Raw genomic sequence first — 17,155 nt, 5'->3', positions numbered from 1 at the left:
ATTCCGCCTGCTAACCGGGGCCCAATGCCTACCGATATCCAAGAGCCCGATCCCTTCAACGCCATTGTCGACGCGCCCTTCGACAGTGCTCTGTCGGAGCGCTACCTCGTCTATGCGCTCTCCACGATCACGGCGCGCTCGCTGCCCGATGTCCGCGATGGGCTGAAACCCGTTCACCGGCGTCTGCTTTGGGCGATGCGCCTGCTTCGGCTCGATCCGGCGCAGGGCTACAAGAAATGCGCCCGCGTCGTCGGCGACGTGATCGGTAAATATCATCCGCATGGCGACCAGTCGGTCTATGACGCGATGGTTCGCCTCGCGCAGAGCTTTGCCATGCGGTATCCGCTCGTCGACGGGCAGGGCAATTTCGGCAATATCGACGGCGATAACGCCGCCGCCTATCGTTACACCGAGGCGCGGCTGACCCAGGTCGCGATCGACCTGATGGATGGCCTCGACGAGGACGCTGTCGACTACCGTCCTACCTACAATGGCGAAGACCAGGAGCCCGAGCTGTTCCCGGGCATGTTCCCGAACCTGCTCGCCAATGGTGCCGCCGGCATCGCGGTCGGCATGGCGACGAGCATCCCGCCGCACAACGCCGCCGAACTGTTCGACGCCGCGATCCTGCTGATCGACCAGCCGGAGGCAAGCGACGCGCAGGTGCTGGAGCATGTGAAGGGGCCGGATTTCCCGACCGGCGGGCAAGTGGTCGACAGCGCCGCCGCCATCGCCGAAGCCTATGCCACCGGACGCGGCGGCTTCCGTGTCCGAGCACGCTGGCATGTCGAGGATCAGGGGCGTGGCACTTGGAACGCGATCGTCACCGAGATTCCATACGGCGTCCAGAAGGGCAAGCTGATCGAGCAGATCGCGACGATCATCAACGACAAGAAGCTGCCGATCCTGGCGGATGTGCGCGACGAATCCGATTCGGAGGTGCGCATCGTGATCGAGCCGCGCGCCCGCACGGTCGATGCGACCCTGCTGATGGAAAGCCTGTTCCGGATGAGCGATCTGGAAAATCGGGTCAGCCTTAACCTCAACGTGCTCGACGCGCGCCGTACCCCGCGCGTGATGTCCCTGCGCGAGGCGCTGCTCGGCTGGGTCGATCACCAGTTCATCGTGCTCCAGCGCCGCACCGCGCACCGGCTGGCCAAGATCGCCGACCGGATGGAACTGCTGGACGGCTACATCATCGCCTTCCTCAACCTCGACCGCGTGATCGAGATCATCCGCACCGAGGACGAGCCCAAGCCGGTGATGATCGCCGAGTTCGAATTGACCGACCGCCAGGCCGAGGCGATCCTGAACATGCGCCTGCGCTCGCTGCGCCGGCTCGAGGAGATGGAGCTTCGCAAGGAGCGCGACGGGCTGGAAACCGAGAAGGCAGGCCTTGAGGCGTTGCTCGGCAGCGACGCGCGCCAGCGGACCCGGCTGAAGAAGGATTTCGCCAAGCTGCGCGATCGCTACGGCCTGGAAACCGAGCTGGGCAAGCGCCGCACCACGATCGAGGAAGCTGCCCCCGCCCGCGAAATCCCGCTCGAGGCGATGATCGAGCGGGAGCCGATCACCGTGATCCTGTCGCAGCGGGGGTGGATCAGGGCGATGAAGGGCCATATCGAGCCCGCCGCCGCGGCCGACCTGAAGTTCAAGGAAGGCGACGCGGCCTTCCTGCATTTCTCCGCGCAGACGACCGACAAGATCCTGCTCGCGGCGGAGAATGGACGTTTCTACACGCTCGCGGCCGACAAGCTGCCTGGCGGCCGGGGCTTCGGCGAGCCGGTGCGGGCGATGATCGATCTCGACGGCGATGTCGGGATCGTCGCGTTGATGCCGGCGAGCCGCGCGGAGAAGCTGCTGGTCGCCGCCACGGACGGCCGCGGCTTCATCGTGCGGACGGCGGATACGATCGCCGAGACGCGCAAGGGCAAGACGGTGGTGACGCCGCGTCTGGGCGCGAAGCTGAAGATCGTGCGCCCGGTCGATCCGGCGGCCGATTATGTCGCGGCGATCGGCGACAACCGCCGCCTGCTCGTCTTCCCATTGACCGAACTGGCTGAGCTGGCGCGCGGCCAGGGTGTCCAGTTGCAACGGTATCGCGACGGTGGCCTGTCCGATGCGATCACTTTCGTTTTCGCTGACGGGCTGAGTTGGGCGATGGGCGGCGAGAGTGGACGGACTCGCACGGAAAGCGATCTTGCACCGTGGCGCGCGGCGCGCGGCGCGGCCGGACGAATGCCACCCACCGGCTTTCCAAGGGATAACCGTTTCTAGCCATTTTGGTGGTATCAAGTGGCTGAAATACTGTGCAAGCTTCAGCCGCTTTTAACCTGTTCGCGGTAACGCTACCCTGGATGATGCCGTTCAGGTCCCGGGTCTTGAAAGCGGAAGAGCCTCCCGTATCGATGGAGGCCGGTGACGCGCGCATGAACGATCTGGACCGGATCGGAGCGACGTTCGATCTTCTTCCCATCCCGGCGGCGCTCGTGATCGCGGCCGACGGCGATGTGTCCATCCAGATGGCAAATCGGCCGTTCCGTCAGGCCGGCCTTGGTTCCGCGAACGGTGCGTCGCCGTTGATTTCGCTGATTGCGACGCGGATCACCAAGTTCGTCCAGAGCGATTCGCTGCGCGAGGATTTCCCCTGGCAATTCGGCGACGCCGTCGATTGCCGCTATTATCAAGTCACGCTTGCGCGCCTGACGCGCAACGCCGAGGGGCGCTGCCTCGTCACCCTGATCGACCAGACGTCCGAATTGCGCACCGAGCATAATCTTCGTCGCGAGATGATGACCGACAGCCTGACCGGCCTCGCCAATCGCGCCGGCTTCAGCGATCATCTCGAGGCGCTGATCGACGACACGACACAGCAGGCACGCTACGCCGTGCTCATCGTCGATCTCGATCGTTTCAGCCGCGTGAACGCCTGCCTCGGGTCGATGGCCGGCGACGAGTTGCTCATCACCGTTGCCCGGCGTCTCAAGGGCATCCTGCGCGCGCACGACGTGCTCGCCCGCACCGGTGGTGATGAATTCGGTATCCTGCTGACGCTCGAGGATGGTCCCGGTGACGCCGACCATGTCGCCAGGCGAATCCAGGGCGCGCTGGGCACACCGTTCCAGCTTTCCGATTTCGAGATCCGGGTGGCTTGCTCGATCGGCATCGCCTTCGGGTCGAGCCAGGTCGACGATGCCGAGGAACTGATCCGCCACGCTCAATTCGCGGTGCGGCGGTCCAAGACCAGCGGTCGCGCCGAAGCCTATCAGACCCAGGCGTTCGACATCGCGCGCGAGCAGTTCGGCATGGAGACCGCGCTGCGCCGCGCGCTCGACCGGGGTCAGCTTCGGCTCAGCTTCCAGCCGATTTGCGATCTTGCGACCGGGCAGATCGTCTGCTTCGAATCGCTGGCGCGATGGGCCGACGATGACGGCACCGAATATTCACCCTGCGATTTCATTCCGGTCGCCGAGGAATCGGGCCTAATCGTTCCGCTCGGTCGCTGGGCGATCGAGGAAGCGGTGCGCACGCTCGCCGGATGGGACGCGCGGGCGGGCGGCAATTGCCGCGTTAAGCTCGCGGTCAACCTGTCGGCGATCCAGCTTCAGCGCGACAGCATCGCGCCGGTGGTCGAGCGCGCGCTTACCGGCAACGGCCTTGACGGCTCGCGCCTCACCCTTGAACTCACCGAAAGCGCGCTCGTCACCGATCCCGACCGAATCGCTGGAATCATGCATGCGCTGAAGGGGCTCGGCACGACGCTGGCGATGGACGATTTCGGCACCGGCTATTCGAACCTCGCCTATCTGCAGAAGCTGCCGATCGATATTCTCAAGATCGACCGCAGCTTCGTGACCGGCATGCTTGCCGACCGCGACAAGATCGCGATCGTGCGGGCCATCCTGTCGCTTGCCCAGGCGCTTGGCATGCAGACGACGGCCGAGGGAATCGAGACCAACGAACTTGCCCAGACGCTCGCCGCGCTTGGCTGCACTTATGGCCAGGGCTTCGTCTATGCGCGGCCGCTTGAGGCGGACGCTGCCTATTCGCTGCTGGAAGCCCGCAGGAACTGAGCGGTCGCCGCGTCGGCGATCTGGTTCACCCGCGCTGGATCAGGAAAGCCCTCGGCGATCCATTGCTCCTCGATCCGGCGCAGCGTGCGCGCGACCTCGGGCCCCTTGCGCAGGCCCCGTTCGACCAGGGCACCGCCGGTGAGCGGCAGGGCAGGGGATTCCCAGGCGAGTAGGGACGTCACGTCCTTTTCCGGACGATCCGACAGGAGCAGGCGATCGATCGCCAGTTCCCTGCCGAGCCGGTAGTCGATCACCGTCGCCGGCTCGTCGCCCACTGGTTCGGCGGCGCTGACCAGTCGTCGCCGCTCGACCTTGGACAGTTTCAGCCGCGCGCCGATATCGTCGGCCACGCGGGTGTCCGCCGGGAGCAGCGAGGCAAGCCGCCGGATCGGATCCGGATCGATCCCCGCCTCGGCCTCGCGCGAGACCAGCCGCGCCAGTTGTCGGGTGCTTTCGATCTCCGGAAGTACCGGGACGAAGATCGCATGGTCGATCATCAGGTCGACGACGCGGACTGCGTGCACCGCGACCAGCAGCCGGAGCAGTTCGGCCGCGATCCGCTCACGCGACAGGGCCATCAGGTCGTTCGCGCGTTCGGTGCAGGCATCCAGCCCGGCCTCGTCCGGTGTGTCGCCGAACCGGGCGTGGAAGCGGAAGAAGCGCAGGATGCGCAGATGATCCTCGGCGATTCGTTTCAGCGGATCGCCGATAAAACGCACCCGCCGCGCGTCCAGATCGTCGATCCCGCCGAAATAATCGAAGATCTTCCCGGTCAGTGGATCGGCGTAGAGCGCGTTCATCGTGAAATCGCGTCGCGCGGCATCCTCCTGCCAGTCGTCGGTGAAGGCGACGGTCGCATGCCGGCCGTCAGTCGCGATATCGCAACGGAGGGTGGTTACCTCGACGGGGCCGCCGGTCAGCACCGCCGTCACCGTGCCGTGCGCGAGGCCGGTCGGCACTGCCTTGATGCCATTGCCCTTGAGCAGGGCGATTACCCGGTCGGGCGAATGAGTCGTCGCGAGATCGACATCGGCCACGTCGATGCCGAGCAGCGTATCGCGCACGGCGCCACCGACGAAACGCACCTTGCCTTCGGCCGCGCCCAGCACGTCGCAGAGTTCCACCAGTCCGTCGCGTCGGCGCCACGCGGCCTGCGGCAGGATCATCCGTTCCATCGTAGCCGCCTGGAGAGATTGACGATCATCGCGGCGGTCGCGCCCCAGATGCGGTGGCCGTCCCAGTTGATCTCGTAATAATGGCGGTTGCGGCCCTGCCATTCGACGGTCGCCTCGACATGGTTCGCGGCGTCGAGGACGAAATCGAGCGGCACCTCGAACACCTGAGCCACCTCGGCTGCGCTGGGAACCAGGATCAGGTCGGGCGGGACGATCCCGATAACCGGGGTCACGTCGAATCCGGTGACGGTGCGATAGCGGTCGGCCTCTCCGATCACGATCACGCGGTCGCGCGGCAGGGCAATCTCCTCTTCCGCCTCGCGCAGCGCCGCGTCGATCGCGCCGCTGTCGCCCGGGTCGATCCGGCCGCCGGGAAAGGCGACCTGGCCGGGGTGGCGCGACAAGGTGTCGGTACGCTGGGTCAGGATGACGCCGGGCCTTGAACGATCGGTGACGGCGACGAGCACGGCGGCGTTCATCAGCGGCGTCGACTGGTCGAGTTCAGGGTCGCGATGATCCCCGGTCAGCAGCACGGTCTCCATGCCGTGTCCGGTTTCGAGCGCGTGGCGCAAACGATCGGCAAGGGTCATTCAGTCGGCTCCAAAAGGGAAGAAGGCGCCGTTGCTCCACACGCCGGGCGCCACATCGTCGCCCGCCAGCGCGATCGCGGCGAGATCGTAATAGACCGTCCGGGCGACCAGCGCCTCCAGCCCGCCCCGGACATGGAGATAGGGGCGGGGGCCATTCCCGCGTTCCTCGAAACGCAGGGGATGGTCGCTGCCGGCCGTCACCAGATCGCCAGTGTTGAGGCGAAAGGCCAGGCGCGAATCGCGACCTTCGCCTTCGACCTTCATCTCTACCGCGACGAAAGGGGCGTCCTCCACCGCGATATCGAGCTTCTCGACCGGCGTGACGAGCACATAGCCGCCATCCTCCTCACGACGCAGGATCGTCGAGAACAGCCGGACCATCGCCTGACGCCCGATCGGCGATCCCTGATGGAACCAGGTCCCGTCGCGCGCGATGCGCATCTCGCTGTCGCCGCAATGAGTCGGGTTCCAGCGTTCGACCGGTGGCAGTTTCCGTTCCCCGGCGAGGCGCGCGATATCGGCGAGCGACAGCGCGGCAAGATCGGGAAGCGGGTCCATCGGCATCGGTAGGCGGTAGGACAGGCCTGCCCGGGCGTAAAGCGTCAGGCGAGCGCCACGGTTCGAGGGGCGAGCATGCCCGCGCCGTCCGGGACCGAATCGCCCATTGCCAGCAGCCGGCGCTGCTCGACGGGGCCCGGCGCGCGCCACCCGGCCGTTCGATCAGCGGTGAAGCCGAAGAACCGGCCATAATATTCCGGGTCGCCGATCAGCATCAGCGCACCGGCCTCGCCCGAGGCCACCGCCGCGTTCAGCGCATAGAGCATCAGGTCACGCCCGATCCCGTCGCGCTGCCGCGCCGGTTCGACGGCGACCGGGCCGAGCATCACCATCGGCACATCCTGGCCATCGTCACCGTCGAACAGGATCGGCCAGCACTGGATCGTGCCGACCAGCGCGCCGTTTTCCAGGGCAGCGAAGCTCAACCGGGGAATCGCGGGCATGCCCTGGCGAATCCGGTAGGCGGTTCGCTCGTGCCGGTCCGTGCCGAACGCGCGGTCGAGCAGATGCTCGACTGCCTGCGGTTCAACTTCGGAAATCGGCGCGATCCTGATCAATATGGTTGCTCCTGCGAGTCCCGGCATGGACGCACGGGGCCGCGCGCTTTAGCGGTGGTGCGCCTGAACGCAAGCCGAATTGGAGGCGCGCGATGAAGCTGTATGATGCCGAATTCGCCCCAAGCCCGCGCCGGGTGCGCATCTTCCTTGCCGAGAAGGGCATCGAGATCCAACGCGTGATGGTGGATCTCCGCCGGAACGAGCAGCTTTCGGATCCCTATCTCGCCGTGAACCCGCGCGGCGCGGTGCCAGCGCTTGAGCTCGACGATGGTGAGGTCATCTGCGAATCGGCTGCGATCTGCCGCTATTTCGAGGCGCTGCACCCGGAACCCGCACTGTTCGGGAGCACGGCCCTCGACATCGGCCGGATCGAATCCTGGACTCGCCGAATCGAATCGGACGGATATGCCGCCGCCGTCTATGCCTTTCGCAACGTCCATCCCGCCTTCCAGGATCGTGCGGCACCGGGCAAATGGCCGGCGATGCCGCAGATTCCCGAGCTGGGTGCGCGTGGGCTGATCATGTGGGGCGCTTTCGTCGAGGCGCTCGACGTCCGGCTGGCGGATCGCGACTGGATCGCGACCGACACCTTCAGCTTCGCCGATATCTCCGCGCTCGTGACGATCGATTTCGCTCGCGCCGCCAAATTCCAGGTACCCGAGGATTGTCGTTCGGTCGCGCGCTGGCATGCGGCGGCCAGCGCACGGCCAAGTGCCGCGGCCTGAGGCGGCTTTCCACTGCTTCCTCATCTGCTATGGCGCCCGCCACACCATGAAAGGGCCACGCTTGGACGATCGTCTCAGCCTTGAAGTGCATGATCTGGAGGTGCCGGTTCTCACCGGCATCTATTCCGAAGAAACCCATCTGCCGCAGCCGCTGCGGATTTCGTTGACGGTCGATCTCGATTGTCCGGCGCATTTCGCCCCGGATTCGCCGCTGGGCGCGACGAAGAATTATCTGGATCTGAAGCGGGCCGCGACGACGGCGCTGCCCGAAGGGGTGCATTTCACCTTGGTCGAAGGTGTGGCCGATCATATCGCCGAAACTCTGTTCCTCCAAGACAAGCGTGTTGCGCGGGTGCAGATCAAGATCGTCAAGCTGGCCATTGCCGAAGCTGGCGAATCAATCGGCATCACGCTCGTCCGTCACCGGAAATGAGCATCGAGGCGGCCGTTCGCGAATCGCTTGCGACGGCCACGGGCGCGATCCTTGTCACGGCCGAAGCGGGACGGGCAGGGGAGACCGTGCAGCACCTTCGCGCGGCGAAGGCCGACATCGTCCTTCTCCTGCTCGATTCGTCGGTGCCCGCGATCGAGCGCGCGATGTTGGTCGCTGCGATCGGGCCTCTCGCCGTCGAACTTGCATCGTATACTCGAATCGGGGCGATCGACGTAATGGCGGGGGCGGAAGAGGGCGATGTCGCCGCCGCTGCGCGCTTCCTAGCCGCCGCGCGGTCGACGACAGGCCAGATCCTCAGGGTCGCACCCGAAATTTAGCGGCCACCGCCCCGGTTGCAGGGACCGAGCGAGCGAATCACCAGGCGGTAATCCTCGCGCGCGATGGCCGCGTCGCTATCGCTGAGCGACGTCAGGCTCGACGCGGGGAGCTCCGGCGGCAAGGCGCAGGCGAGGCGATACCATAACAAGGTATCGCGCGCCGGCGGCACGGCGCCCTCGCCGACAAGCTCGCTCAACGCAACTGACCAGCGCGGCTGTTCGCCGGGCGTCCGCTGGATGCCGATCGAAACAGGCCGGCTGTCTGCGGTGGTGAGGAATATCTGGGTTTCGCCTGATCCGGGCAGATCGCCGGTGACATGGAATGCGTTGCCGATCCCGGTCACCTTCGGGGGGGCATCGGGACTGAGCGTTTCCTGGATGATTCGCCGGGTCAACGCATCCGCGCCGGGCGTCCAGTCGCGCTGGGCATCGGGGCGGACGAGTTGAACGAGAGTTGAGTTACCCGGAACGGGCCGGGCAAACAGCAGGACACGGAGCTTGCGCAATTTCGGCAGTTTCCCGCGCGCATTCACAGGCACATCAAGCACATAAGCGATTCGCGGCGGCAATGCTGCAGTGCCGCGAATCAGTGCGAGCACGTCTGCTTCGACATAGAGCCGGGCCATGTTGGCGGCTACGCCGGCGGCATCCGGGCCCTTCAGGCGGGTGGAGCTTCGAATGGTCGCATCGATGATCGCGGGGGCCGCGAGAACCAGATCAGCATAGTCGGCGTAGGGCGGGGCGATTACCACCGAATCGGCGGGAATCTGCGGTCTTTGCTGGGCTGAGGCACCAGTTGCGGCCGCCGCGAAGGCCATCGCAAGCACGAGTTTCGGAGCTGAAATCATTCGCTATGGGTTACGCGTTCGTTCCGATATTATACAGAAATAATTCTGCCACGTCGGGATTGTACGTTTGTTGCGTGAGACAAAGCGTTTGCGTCAGGGTTTGGGGGGTCATATAGGATCGCCCCTGTCCAAGGATACATCAGCCCACGACAGGCAGATCGGACGAACGGACGTTACGGATCGGCGGTTCGCGTCGTGTACGGATAGAGGAGTTTCGTTTCTGAATGGCTTATGCTGACCGTAATGTAAGCGGCAACCGCGTGGTGGCGATCGTGATCGTGTCGGTGATTGTCGCCGTCATGGGCTACGCCTTCGTCACCGGACTCACGTACAAATACGTGAAAGCGATGTCGGAGAAGTTGAAGACCTTCGACGTCGAGGAGCCGCCACCCCCGCCACCCGACGAGCCGCCGCCCCCTCCGCCAGATCAGCCGCTCGAGCCGCCTCCGGTCGTCTCGCCGCCGCCGATCGTGCAGACTCAGGCGCCGCCGCAAGTCGTCATCCAGACAGTGCAGGCTCCGCCGCCGGTCTTCGTCCCGACGCCGGTCGCAGCGCCGCCGCCACCTCCACCCGCGCCGCCTCGCATCTCGCAGGCAGCGGGCCTGAAGGGTAACCCCGGCCAGTTCTTCAATGACGATGCCTATCCATCGGAGGCGATTCGCGCCGGTGCTCAGGGTCGAGTCGTTGCGAAGCTGACGGTGGGCGCCGATGGCCGCGTGAGTGCATGCAGCATCACGACGTCGAGCGGTAACAGCTCGCTCGACGACACGACGTGCCGCATCGCGCGCAGCAGGGTGCGCTATACCCCGGCCAAGGACGAGAACGGTCAGCCGACCGTGTCGACGGCAACGCTGCCGGTCCGTTGGGTATTGCCTGAAAATTGACGATAGGGATTCGGCCCGGTGCGCCATGCCCCGGGCCGTTTCTGGATAGACCTGACAGTAAAAAATACAGCCTAGAGGAAACCAACTAAATGCTCACCACCATCCTTGCGGCCGGCGCCGCAGCAGCCGCCCCCAAGGGCGAAAATCCTTACGGCCTGATCCCGGCGCTCCGCGAAGGCGGCCTGATCTCGCAGACCGTGTTCGGCATCCTGGTGCTGATGCTTTTCGTCTCGCTCTACATCCTGTTCACCAAGCTGTTCGAGCAGCAGAAGGTGATCAATCAGCACAAGCGCGTGAGTGGTGGCTTCTGGAACAACAACAGCCTGCGTGAAGCGTCGGCCAAGCTCGAGAAGAACTCGGCCTACAAGCAGATCGTCGACGACGGCCTGTCGGCTCAGGAGCAGCACACCCGCCTGACCGATCCGGTCGAGGCTCATGACTGGCTGCACGGCTCGCTCGCCCGTTCGGAAGCGTCGATCAACTCGCAGCTCAACTCGGGCCTGGCGTTCCTGGCGACCGTCGGCGCGACCGCACCGTTCATCGGTCTGTTCGGTACGGTTATCGGCATCTACCGCGCGCTCATCAAGATCGGCGCGGCCGGTCAGGCTTCGATCGACGCCGTTGCCGGCCCGGTCGGTGAGGCGCTGATCATGACCGCTCTCGGTCTCGTCGTCGCCGTTCCGGCGGTGCTCGCCTATAACTGGCTGCAGCGTCGCAACAAGTCGATCGCCGAAGACCTGAACGCGTTCTCGAACGACGTGCTCGGCTATCTGGCGTCGGACGGCGCGGTTCGCCCGGCAGCTGCTGCCCGCAAGGGTGCGGCTCCGGCAGCCAAGCCGGCGGCTGCGACCACCACGGCAGCACGCTGATGACGGGGCGGGGCGCGCGCCGCGTTGGCGTCGTCCCGCCTCTCGCCCCCGGAGTTTCCCCGGTGGCCCAGTTGCAAGGATAGGATAGTCCTCAATGGCAATTAGCGTTGGCGGCGACGGCGCCGAAGAAAAACCGATGTCGGACATCAACACGACCCCGATGGTGGACGTGATGCTGGTGCTCCTCATCATCTTCCTGATCGCGGTGCCCGTCGTGCTGCAGTCGGTGAAGCTGAAGCTTCCCGACATTCGTTACGATCCCACGACCACGAAGCCCGAGAACGTGTCGCTCTCGATCCTGCAGAAGCCCGATGGTTCTTGCGGTATCTACTGGGGTACGGCGCCTGTGGGGCATCAGGAACTGCTCGATCGGGCAGTCGCGAAGCTGAAGGCCGAGATCGCGCGTCAGGGCGGTGTCGGCAATCCCGATCTGGAGCTTCCCGAGGCTCATATCCGCGGTGACGTGAACACGCCGTATCGCTGCATTGGTGGCGCAATCTACACGATGCAGATGGCAGGCTTTGCCAAGGTCGGCTTCATTTCCGAGCCTCCGCCCGGCGGCAACGCCGAGCGCATGTGACCGGTCAGAGCTTCAGGAGTAATATGATATGGCAATGAGCGGCGGCTCCGATGACGGCCAGCCGATGATGGATCTGAACACGACGCCGTTGATCGACGTCATGCTCGTGCTCCTCATCATGTTCATCATCACCATTCCGATCCAGACGCACGCAGTGAAGGTCGATCTTCCGATCAACGACCCGAACAACAAGCCGCCACCGGTCGATCCGCAGAAGAACAAGGTCACGATTGACCCGGCGGGAACGATTGCGTGGAACGGTGCGCCGGTCGACAAGGTCACTCTCCAGCAATATCTGGAAGCGACGAAGAGCATCAATCCGGAGCCGGAGCTGCATTTCCAGCCGGATCCCCAGGCGCGTTATGCGCGGGTTGATGAAGTGCTCGCGGTCATCAAGCGCTCTGGCGTGACCAAGCTCGGCTTCATCGGCAATGAGCAATATCGCAACGATTTCTGATCGATCCGATCAGCGCGACATGATGGGGCGGTCCTTCGGGGCCGCCCTTTTTTGTTGTCTGGCGTTGGTTGCCCGTATCGCTTGCAACTCTATTGCAGCGGAGTCACTAAAGTGACACAAGAACGTCACAAAAGTGAAACCTTTCAAGGAAAGGTCGTCGAGGAGAAGAGCAATGCGCATCGGTTCTGGAGTATTGATTGCCGGAATTGTCCTGGCGGGTGCGGCTACCGCTGCCACCGCAAGCGACCGCACCGGTTTCATCGCCATCAAGCAGGGTGATTTCAGCACGGCGGAACGTACGCTGGTCGCGGAGCGCAGAATCTATCCCTCACGCCCGGAACTGATGCTGAATCTTGCAGCGGTCTATCGTGGCACGGGCCGCCGGGACGAAGCACGGGTGCTGTACGAGGCTGTGCTGGCACGTCCCAATACGCTGATGGACGTCACTGCCGATCGGACTGCATGGTCGCACACGCTTGCCACTGCAGGGCTTTCCCGGCTCGATGCACGGCAAATGTCGTCACGTTAGAACCGTCGTGCGTAAAATCCGATCCGTTCGTCCCGAGTAACCGTCGAGCCTGTCGAGATGGCGTATCGGGGGGACAAGCCTTTCGCGCTTCAATCGTACCTCGATACGAGCTCTCGATACGGCTGCGCCTGTTCGATCTGTACTCGGCACGAACGGGCAGGTGGTTCTGATTTAGCGCTCGATGCACCGGAGCGCTCTCGAGCAGGGCTGAACCCGTCAGCCACGTGAAGGCGTGAAAATCGGAAATCCGCAACAGGTTCGATTCCGTTCGAACCAGGTTGACCGTGTCGCTCCGCTTTGGCTGCAACCAGCGGGATCAGAGTCTCGGCAGCGTGACGCCACGCTGGCCCATATATTTGCCGGAGCGGTCGGCGTAGCTTGTCTCGCAGGGCTCGTTGCCCTCCAGGAACAGGAACTGGCACGCGCCTTCGTTCGCATAGATCTTGGCGGGCAGGGGAGTGGTGTTCGAGAATTCCAGCGTAACATGCCCTTCCCAGCCGGGCTCGAGCGGTGTGACGTTCACGATGATGCCGCAGCGCGCATAGGTCGATTTGCCGAGGCAGATGACCAGAACGTCGCGCGGCACCCGAAAATATTCCACCGTCCGAGCCAGCGCGAAGCTGTTGGGCGGAATGATGCACACATCGGTCTTGCGGTCGACGAAGCTGTTCGACGAGAAATCCTTCGGATCGACGATCACGCTGTCGATGTTGGTGAAGACCTTGAACTCGTCCGACACGCGGGCGTCATAGCCATAGGATGACAGGCCGTAGGAGATGCATCCGTCGCGCTGCTGGCGATCGACGAACGGCTCGATCATTCCGTTGGCGAGTGCCTGCTCGCGAATCCACCGGTCCGACATGATCGACATTGAGAGCCTCCCTTGAGGCGACCGCTTTCGCGGGAATGGCTCTTCGGGGCAAGGCCGATTGCACTGAATGAGGAACTGTCAGCTATTGCGAGTCGATGGAGTCGTACCGGCTGCTTGTCCGGCCTGTGCGCCGGACGTCGATGAACGGATATCAGGCTGTCAGGATATGGATCTGCATATGGTAAGGGGGGACGACAGGGTGATTGCGGACGGACCGGAAGAACCAAGGCGATTGAGCGCGCCATTGCTGTTGGGCATGCTCGCAATGCCGGTGATCTTCGTCTGGTTCTTTCTGCGCCGCGGTTACTCGCGGGCACTCCGTCGCGCCGCGTTCACCTATACCGCTACCTTGCTGACGATCGGTCTGATCGGCATTCTCGGTCGCTGAGCGCCCGGTTCAGTCGATTCCGAGATCACCCGGACCGAAGGCGTGCGGCAGCAATTCCGACAGGAGATGCCGCTCATGCAGGTCTCCTTCGGCGCCCGCGCACCATATCGCGATGTCGCGCTTGCCCATCTGCGCTGCCTCGTTGATCACCTGACGGCAGCGGCCGCAGGGGCCGACCGGCTTCGTGCCGGTGGGCTTGCCGTCGCCATCCATCATCCCGCCGATCACGCCGATCGCGACGACATCGCGCAGCCGGCCCTGTGCATTGACTGTCGCCAGCGCGACCGTCTCGGCGCACAGCGACAGGCCGTAGCTCGCATTCTCGAAATTCGTGCCCGTCACCACGCTGCCGTCAGTCAGCAGCACCGCCGCGCCGACGCCGAAGCGCGAATAGGGGGCATGGGCGTTGTGCGCCGCGTCGCGGGCGGCGGCGATCAGGCGATCGCGGACGTCGCTATCGCTGGTCATGGCGCGACGACGTTCCAGCGCACGGGGCCAGCAATTCCATCTATCCGTCTCATGTCGTTCGCCTGCCACATCCGCCAGGGCCTTGCCGTATAATCGGGTGGAAAGAAATCCTGTACCGCCCAGATGGTTCGCGGAATGGCGCTCGTCACCTGATAGCTCGCCTCGAAACGCTTGCTGATCTTGATCAGTGTCGGCTTGCCGCTGTGCGCTTCGACCATCGTCAGGAACCGCCGCAACTCGCCGAGCACGACGTCGCGAACCGGCCGCGACTCGCATCCCGGATCGAAATCGATCTCCACCGCCGGCGGCAGGGCGTCGCTCGTGCGCGGTACCGTGGTGTTGAAATTATTCGCCTGGTCCGCGGCGAGGCGACATAGCGAATAGACGTGGACCGCACCGCGGCGCATGCCCGAGGCATAGACATCCGCCCAGTTGTCGGCAAAGCGCTCATCCCGCCCGTCAGCGCCATAGGTCGCCCTGAGATACGCGAAGTCAGCGCCGCCGGCCTTCACTGTCGGCCATTCGACCGCGCCCTGGTCTTCGGACACGTCGACGCCCTGGAAATCATATTTGTCGGACGGGCGCCAGCTCAGCGCGAAGGTCCAGGCGACCACGCCGGTCAGTGCCAGGACGATGCCCAGCGCGCCGATCTGACCGATCCGGCGTCCCCAGAGGCGCGATGCCACCCCGTCAGCCCTTGATGTGCAGGACGCAGATCAGCGTGAACAGCCGGCGCGCGGTGTCGAAATCGATCTCGATCTTGCCCTCCAGGCGTTCCTTCAGCAACTCGGCCGCCTCGTTGTGGATACCGCGGCGTGCCATGTCGACCGTTTCGATCTGCGCCGGCGTCGCGTGCCGGATCGCTTCGTAATAACTGTCGCAGATCGCGAAATAGTCTTTGATGGGCCGGCGGAAGCGGCCCATCGCCAGGACATAGGTCTCAAGGTGCGAGTCGTCCTCGCGATGGATCGCGATGGCGAGCCGGCCTTCCTCTACCGCCAGCGCGATCCTGAACGGCCCGCCATAATTGTCGGGATAGGCGCGCTGCGGGCAGAAATAATTGCCCTCGACCAAGTCGAAGATCGCGATTCGCCGTTCCTGCTCGATGTCGGCCGACCGCCACAGGATGGTGCGCTCGTCGAGGGAGACGGCGATGATGCGCGGGTCGGCCATGTCGTCGCCGTAAAGGGGAAGGCGTCCGGGAACAACACGCTCGCATTCATCGGGTGTTGAGGACTTATCCCCGCTATTGTGCGTCGCGGTCTATTGAGCCGGCGTGCGACCTCTGGGAAAGGACGGCATGGCCACCGCGACCCTTCAAGAACCGATTCTCCCCAACGCCCAGACGCTTCCCCAGAATGTCGAGGCCGAGGCAGCGATGCTCGGCGCGATGATGATCGACAACCGGCTGGCCGACGATCTGATCGACAGGCTCGAACCCGATCATTTCTTCGAACCGGTCCATGGCCGAATCTTCGCGGCGATCAAGACGGCGCGGAGCAACGACATGCTGGCTACGCCGGTGACGCTGCGTCCGATGTTCGAGCAGGACGAGGGAATGCGGGAACTGGGTGGCCCGAGCTACCTGGCCGAACTCACCGGATCGGGCGCCGGCCTGATCGGTGCGCGGCAGTTCGCGCAGCAGATCTACGATCTCGCCATGCTGCGGACATTGGTGAGGGTTGGCCGTGGGCTGGTCGAGGGTGCGATGGATACCTCGGAAGAGGTCAATCCGCGGGCGCAGATCGAGGCGGCGGAGGAAGAACTCTACAAGGTGGCCCTCGATGGCGGGAGCGAATCCCAGACGAAGAGCTTTCTTCAGGCCGCCAAAATATCCCTGAAAATGGCCGAGGTCGCCCTTAATTCGGGCGGCCATATTTCAGGCATCACCACGGGTATCGAAAGCCTGAATACCAAGATCGGCGGCATGCACCGGTCCGATCTCATGATCCTGGCCGGGCGACCGGGCATGGGTAAAACTTCTCTCGCCACCAACATCGCCTTCAACGCGGCCCAGCGGTGGATGCGCGACATGGAGGACGGCATCGATCCCGACCGTTCGCTAGGCGCGAAGGTCGCGTTCTTCAGCCTGGAAATGTCGGCCGATCAGCTCGCGGGTCGTATCCTGTCGGAGCAGGCCAGGATTAATTCCGACGTGCTGAGATCAGGCAAGATAAGCCATCAGGAATTCAAGCAGCTTGCGACGACGGCGGGCGAGCTCGAAAACCTCCCCCTGTTCATTGATGACACGGCCGGCCTGACGATCGGTGCGTTGCATACGCGGGCCCGTAGGCTTCAGCGTCGGCATAATAATCAATTGGGCCTTATCATCGTCGATTATCTCCAACTCCTGACGGGCTCAGCGAAGAGTTCGGGAGACGGGCGTGTTCAGGAGATTTCGGAGATCAGCCGTGGTCTCAAGAATGTGGCCAAGGACCTGAATGTTCCCGTGATCGCGCTGTCCCAGCTAAGCCGCGCGGTCGAGCAGCGCGAAGACAAGCGCCCGCTATTGTCGGACCTGCGCGAATCCGGCTCGATCGAGCAGGACGCCGACATGGTGATGTTCGTGTACCGCGAGGACTATTATCTCAACATGACCCAGCCCGAGATTCCGACGGCGAGCAGTCCGCCCGGCGTGGGGGACAAGCATGCGATGTGGACGGAACATTTCATGCGCGTCCAGGGGCAGGCGGAACTGATCATCGCGAAGCAGCGCCACGGCTCGACCGGCAAGGTGACTCTCAAATTCGAGCCGCACATCACCAAGTTCAGCGATCTGGCGCCGGGCGAAGGCTATGGCGGATAGCCGGTA

Annotated in this window: 21 protein-coding genes; 12 read left to right on the top strand and 9 right to left on the bottom strand. The window is 64.1% G+C overall.

The window, feature by feature from the left end; all coding sequences use genetic code 11:
- The first annotated feature begins 24 nt into the window (after positions 1–24).
- The gene (parC, locus tag NDN01_RS11075) at positions 25–2,277 is read left to right on the top strand and encodes a DNA topoisomerase IV subunit A (RefSeq protein WP_272627433.1); all 2,253 of its coding nucleotides are present in this window, start codon (positions 25–27) and stop codon (positions 2,275–2,277) included.
- Between the two features lie 152 nt (positions 2,278–2,429).
- Entirely contained in the window at positions 2,430–4,073 is a 1,644-nt protein-coding gene (locus tag NDN01_RS11070; protein WP_272627432.1) for a putative bifunctional diguanylate cyclase/phosphodiesterase, read from the top strand.
- Here the strand turns inward: NDN01_RS11070 and NDN01_RS11065 are convergent.
- The 4 genes from NDN01_RS11065 to NDN01_RS11050 are packed head-to-tail and all read right to left on the bottom strand — an operon-like array spanning position 4,043 to position 6,953.
- Positions 4,043–5,248, bottom strand: coding sequence for a CCA tRNA nucleotidyltransferase (locus NDN01_RS11065; protein WP_272627431.1), 1,206 nt, complete (start codon positions 5,246–5,248; stop codon positions 4,043–4,045). The two genes, NDN01_RS11070 and NDN01_RS11065, sit on opposite strands and share 31 nt — an antisense overlap.
- A complete protein-coding gene (locus tag NDN01_RS11060) occupies positions 5,236–5,838 on the bottom strand; it encodes a CoA pyrophosphatase (RefSeq protein WP_272627430.1) in 603 nt (200 codons plus the stop codon). Before NDN01_RS11060 ends, NDN01_RS11065 begins: the two co-directional genes overlap by 13 nt.
- Positions 5,839–6,402, bottom strand: a complete 564-nt coding sequence (locus NDN01_RS11055; protein ID WP_272627429.1) for a DUF1285 domain-containing protein — start codon at positions 6,400–6,402, stop codon at positions 5,839–5,841. It lies immediately after the preceding gene.
- Positions 6,403–6,440: 38 nt separating this feature from the next.
- Positions 6,441–6,953 carry a GNAT family N-acetyltransferase gene (locus NDN01_RS11050; protein WP_272627428.1) on the bottom strand — a complete coding sequence of 171 codons (513 nt, stop codon included), beginning with the start codon at positions 6,951–6,953 and terminating at the stop codon, positions 6,441–6,443.
- 92 nt (positions 6,954–7,045) lie between these two features.
- Between NDN01_RS11050 and NDN01_RS11045 the strand changes: the two genes are divergently transcribed.
- From NDN01_RS11045 to NDN01_RS11035, 3 genes are all read left to right on the top strand, one after another.
- On the top strand, positions 7,046–7,678 hold the full coding sequence (locus NDN01_RS11045; protein WP_272627427.1) for a glutathione S-transferase family protein: 633 nt from the start codon (positions 7,046–7,048) through the stop codon (positions 7,676–7,678).
- 61 nt (positions 7,679–7,739) lie between these two features.
- Positions 7,740–8,111 carry a dihydroneopterin aldolase gene (locus tag NDN01_RS11040; RefSeq protein WP_272627426.1) on the top strand — a complete coding sequence of 124 codons (372 nt, stop codon included), beginning with the start codon at positions 7,740–7,742 and terminating at the stop codon, positions 8,109–8,111.
- The gene (locus NDN01_RS11035) at positions 8,108–8,449 is read left to right on the top strand and encodes a Rossmann fold domain-containing protein (protein ID WP_272627425.1); all 342 of its coding nucleotides are present in this window, start codon (positions 8,108–8,110) and stop codon (positions 8,447–8,449) included. The genes NDN01_RS11040 and NDN01_RS11035 overlap by 4 nt, the downstream gene beginning before the upstream one ends.
- Here NDN01_RS11035 and NDN01_RS11030 read toward each other — a convergent pair.
- The gene (locus NDN01_RS11030; RefSeq protein WP_272627424.1) at positions 8,446–9,267 is read right to left on the bottom strand and encodes a hypothetical protein; all 822 of its coding nucleotides are present in this window, start codon (positions 9,265–9,267) and stop codon (positions 8,446–8,448) included. The genes NDN01_RS11035 and NDN01_RS11030 overlap by 4 nt on opposite strands.
- Positions 9,268–9,521: 254 nt before the next feature.
- Here NDN01_RS11030 and NDN01_RS11025 point away from each other — a divergent pair, with 254 nt between their 5' ends.
- The 5 genes from NDN01_RS11025 (at position 9,522) to NDN01_RS11005 (ending at position 12,616) form a co-directional block, all read left to right on the top strand.
- On the top strand, positions 9,522–10,181 hold the full coding sequence (locus NDN01_RS11025) for an energy transducer TonB (protein ID WP_272627423.1): 660 nt from the start codon (positions 9,522–9,524) through the stop codon (positions 10,179–10,181).
- Positions 10,182–10,270: 89 nt separating this feature from the next.
- Complete coding sequence (locus tag NDN01_RS11020) at positions 10,271–11,050, top strand: MotA/TolQ/ExbB proton channel family protein (protein WP_272627422.1); 780 nt, start codon at positions 10,271–10,273, stop codon at positions 11,048–11,050.
- 94 nt (positions 11,051–11,144) lie between these two features.
- Entirely contained in the window at positions 11,145–11,630 is a 486-nt protein-coding gene (locus tag NDN01_RS11015; RefSeq protein ID WP_272627421.1) for an ExbD/TolR family protein, read from the top strand.
- Between the two features lie 28 nt (positions 11,631–11,658).
- On the top strand, positions 11,659–12,087 hold the full coding sequence (locus tag NDN01_RS11010) for an ExbD/TolR family protein (RefSeq protein WP_272627420.1): 429 nt from the start codon (positions 11,659–11,661) through the stop codon (positions 12,085–12,087).
- Positions 12,088–12,259: 172 nt separating this feature from the next.
- Entirely contained in the window at positions 12,260–12,616 is a 357-nt protein-coding gene (locus NDN01_RS11005) for a tetratricopeptide repeat protein (RefSeq protein WP_272627419.1), read from the top strand.
- Between the two features lie 316 nt (positions 12,617–12,932).
- Here NDN01_RS11005 and dcd read toward each other — a convergent pair whose 3' ends face one another.
- A complete protein-coding gene (gene dcd, locus NDN01_RS11000; protein WP_272627418.1) occupies positions 12,933–13,487 on the bottom strand; it encodes a dCTP deaminase in 555 nt (184 codons plus the stop codon).
- 232 nt (positions 13,488–13,719) lie between these two features.
- Between dcd and NDN01_RS10995 the strand changes: the two genes are divergently transcribed.
- Positions 13,720–13,875: a hypothetical protein gene (locus tag NDN01_RS10995; RefSeq protein ID WP_272627417.1), complete on the top strand. Its 156-nt coding sequence runs from the start codon at positions 13,720–13,722 to the stop codon at positions 13,873–13,875.
- A 9-nt stretch (positions 13,876–13,884) separates the two neighbouring features.
- On the opposite strand, the gene NDN01_RS10990 is transcribed toward NDN01_RS10995, so the two are convergent.
- The 3 genes from NDN01_RS10990 to NDN01_RS10980 are packed head-to-tail and all read right to left on the bottom strand — an operon-like array spanning position 13,885 to position 15,516.
- A complete protein-coding gene (locus NDN01_RS10990) occupies positions 13,885–14,343 on the bottom strand; it encodes a cytidine deaminase (protein ID WP_272627416.1) in 459 nt (152 codons plus the stop codon).
- Positions 14,340–15,029 carry a glycoside hydrolase family 25 protein gene (locus NDN01_RS10985; protein ID WP_301087125.1) on the bottom strand — a complete coding sequence of 230 codons (690 nt, stop codon included), beginning with the start codon at positions 15,027–15,029 and terminating at the stop codon, positions 14,340–14,342. The genes NDN01_RS10990 and NDN01_RS10985 overlap by 4 nt, the downstream gene beginning before the upstream one ends.
- A 4-nt stretch (positions 15,030–15,033) precedes the next feature.
- Complete coding sequence (locus tag NDN01_RS10980) at positions 15,034–15,516, bottom strand: UPF0262 family protein (RefSeq protein ID WP_272627415.1); 483 nt, start codon at positions 15,514–15,516, stop codon at positions 15,034–15,036.
- 127 nt (positions 15,517–15,643) lie between these two features.
- Here NDN01_RS10980 and NDN01_RS10975 point away from each other — a divergent pair, with 127 nt between their 5' ends.
- Complete coding sequence (locus NDN01_RS10975; protein WP_272627414.1) at positions 15,644–17,149, top strand: replicative DNA helicase; 1,506 nt, start codon at positions 15,644–15,646, stop codon at positions 17,147–17,149.
- Positions 17,150–17,155: the final 6 nt, after the last annotated feature.

Origin of the sequence: Sphingomonas sp. QA11, assembly GCF_028473665.1 — a bacterium.
In the GTDB taxonomy this organism is placed as follows: Bacteria; Pseudomonadota; Alphaproteobacteria; order Sphingomonadales; family Sphingomonadaceae; genus Sphingomonas; species Sphingomonas phytovorans.
The sequence above is the reverse complement of the archived record's forward strand: the minus strand, read 5'-3'. Positions and strand labels throughout refer to the sequence as shown.

Excerpts from the sequence above, each read along its gene's own strand:
- NDN01_RS11035 (WP_272627425.1), top strand. The coding sequence starts at position 8,108 with ATGAGCATCGAGGCGGCCGTTCGCGAATCGCTTGCGACGGCCACGGGC.
- NDN01_RS11065 (WP_272627431.1), bottom strand. The coding sequence starts at position 5,248 with ATGGAACGGATGATCCTGCCGCAGGCCGCGTGGCGCCGACGCGACGGA.
- NDN01_RS11005 (WP_272627419.1), top strand. The coding sequence starts at position 12,260 with ATGCGCATCGGTTCTGGAGTATTGATTGCCGGAATTGTCCTGGCGGGT.
- NDN01_RS11015 (WP_272627421.1), top strand. The coding sequence starts at position 11,145 with ATGGCAATTAGCGTTGGCGGCGACGGCGCCGAAGAAAAACCGATGTCG.
- NDN01_RS11030 (WP_272627424.1), bottom strand. The coding sequence starts at position 9,267 with ATGGCCTTCGCGGCGGCCGCAACTGGTGCCTCAGCCCAGCAAAGACCG.
- NDN01_RS11025 (WP_272627423.1), top strand. The coding sequence starts at position 9,522 with ATGGCTTATGCTGACCGTAATGTAAGCGGCAACCGCGTGGTGGCGATC.
- dcd (WP_272627418.1), bottom strand. The coding sequence starts at position 13,487 with ATGTCGATCATGTCGGACCGGTGGATTCGCGAGCAGGCACTCGCCAAC.
- NDN01_RS11045 (WP_272627427.1), top strand. The coding sequence starts at position 7,046 with ATGAAGCTGTATGATGCCGAATTCGCCCCAAGCCCGCGCCGGGTGCGC.
- NDN01_RS11070 (WP_272627432.1), top strand. The coding sequence starts at position 2,430 with ATGAACGATCTGGACCGGATCGGAGCGACGTTCGATCTTCTTCCCATC.
- parC (WP_272627433.1), top strand. The coding sequence starts at position 25 with ATGCCTACCGATATCCAAGAGCCCGATCCCTTCAACGCCATTGTCGAC.
- NDN01_RS11010 (WP_272627420.1), top strand. The coding sequence starts at position 11,659 with ATGGCAATGAGCGGCGGCTCCGATGACGGCCAGCCGATGATGGATCTG.
- NDN01_RS11055 (WP_272627429.1), bottom strand. The coding sequence starts at position 6,402 with ATGCCGATGGACCCGCTTCCCGATCTTGCCGCGCTGTCGCTCGCCGAT.
- NDN01_RS11060 (WP_272627430.1), bottom strand. The coding sequence starts at position 5,838 with ATGACCCTTGCCGATCGTTTGCGCCACGCGCTCGAAACCGGACACGGC.
- NDN01_RS11020 (WP_272627422.1), top strand. The coding sequence starts at position 10,271 with ATGCTCACCACCATCCTTGCGGCCGGCGCCGCAGCAGCCGCCCCCAAG.
- NDN01_RS10980 (WP_272627415.1), bottom strand. The coding sequence starts at position 15,516 with ATGGCCGACCCGCGCATCATCGCCGTCTCCCTCGACGAGCGCACCATC.
- NDN01_RS10975 (WP_272627414.1), top strand. The coding sequence starts at position 15,644 with ATGGCCACCGCGACCCTTCAAGAACCGATTCTCCCCAACGCCCAGACG.
- NDN01_RS10990 (WP_272627416.1), bottom strand. The coding sequence starts at position 14,343 with ATGACCAGCGATAGCGACGTCCGCGATCGCCTGATCGCCGCCGCCCGC.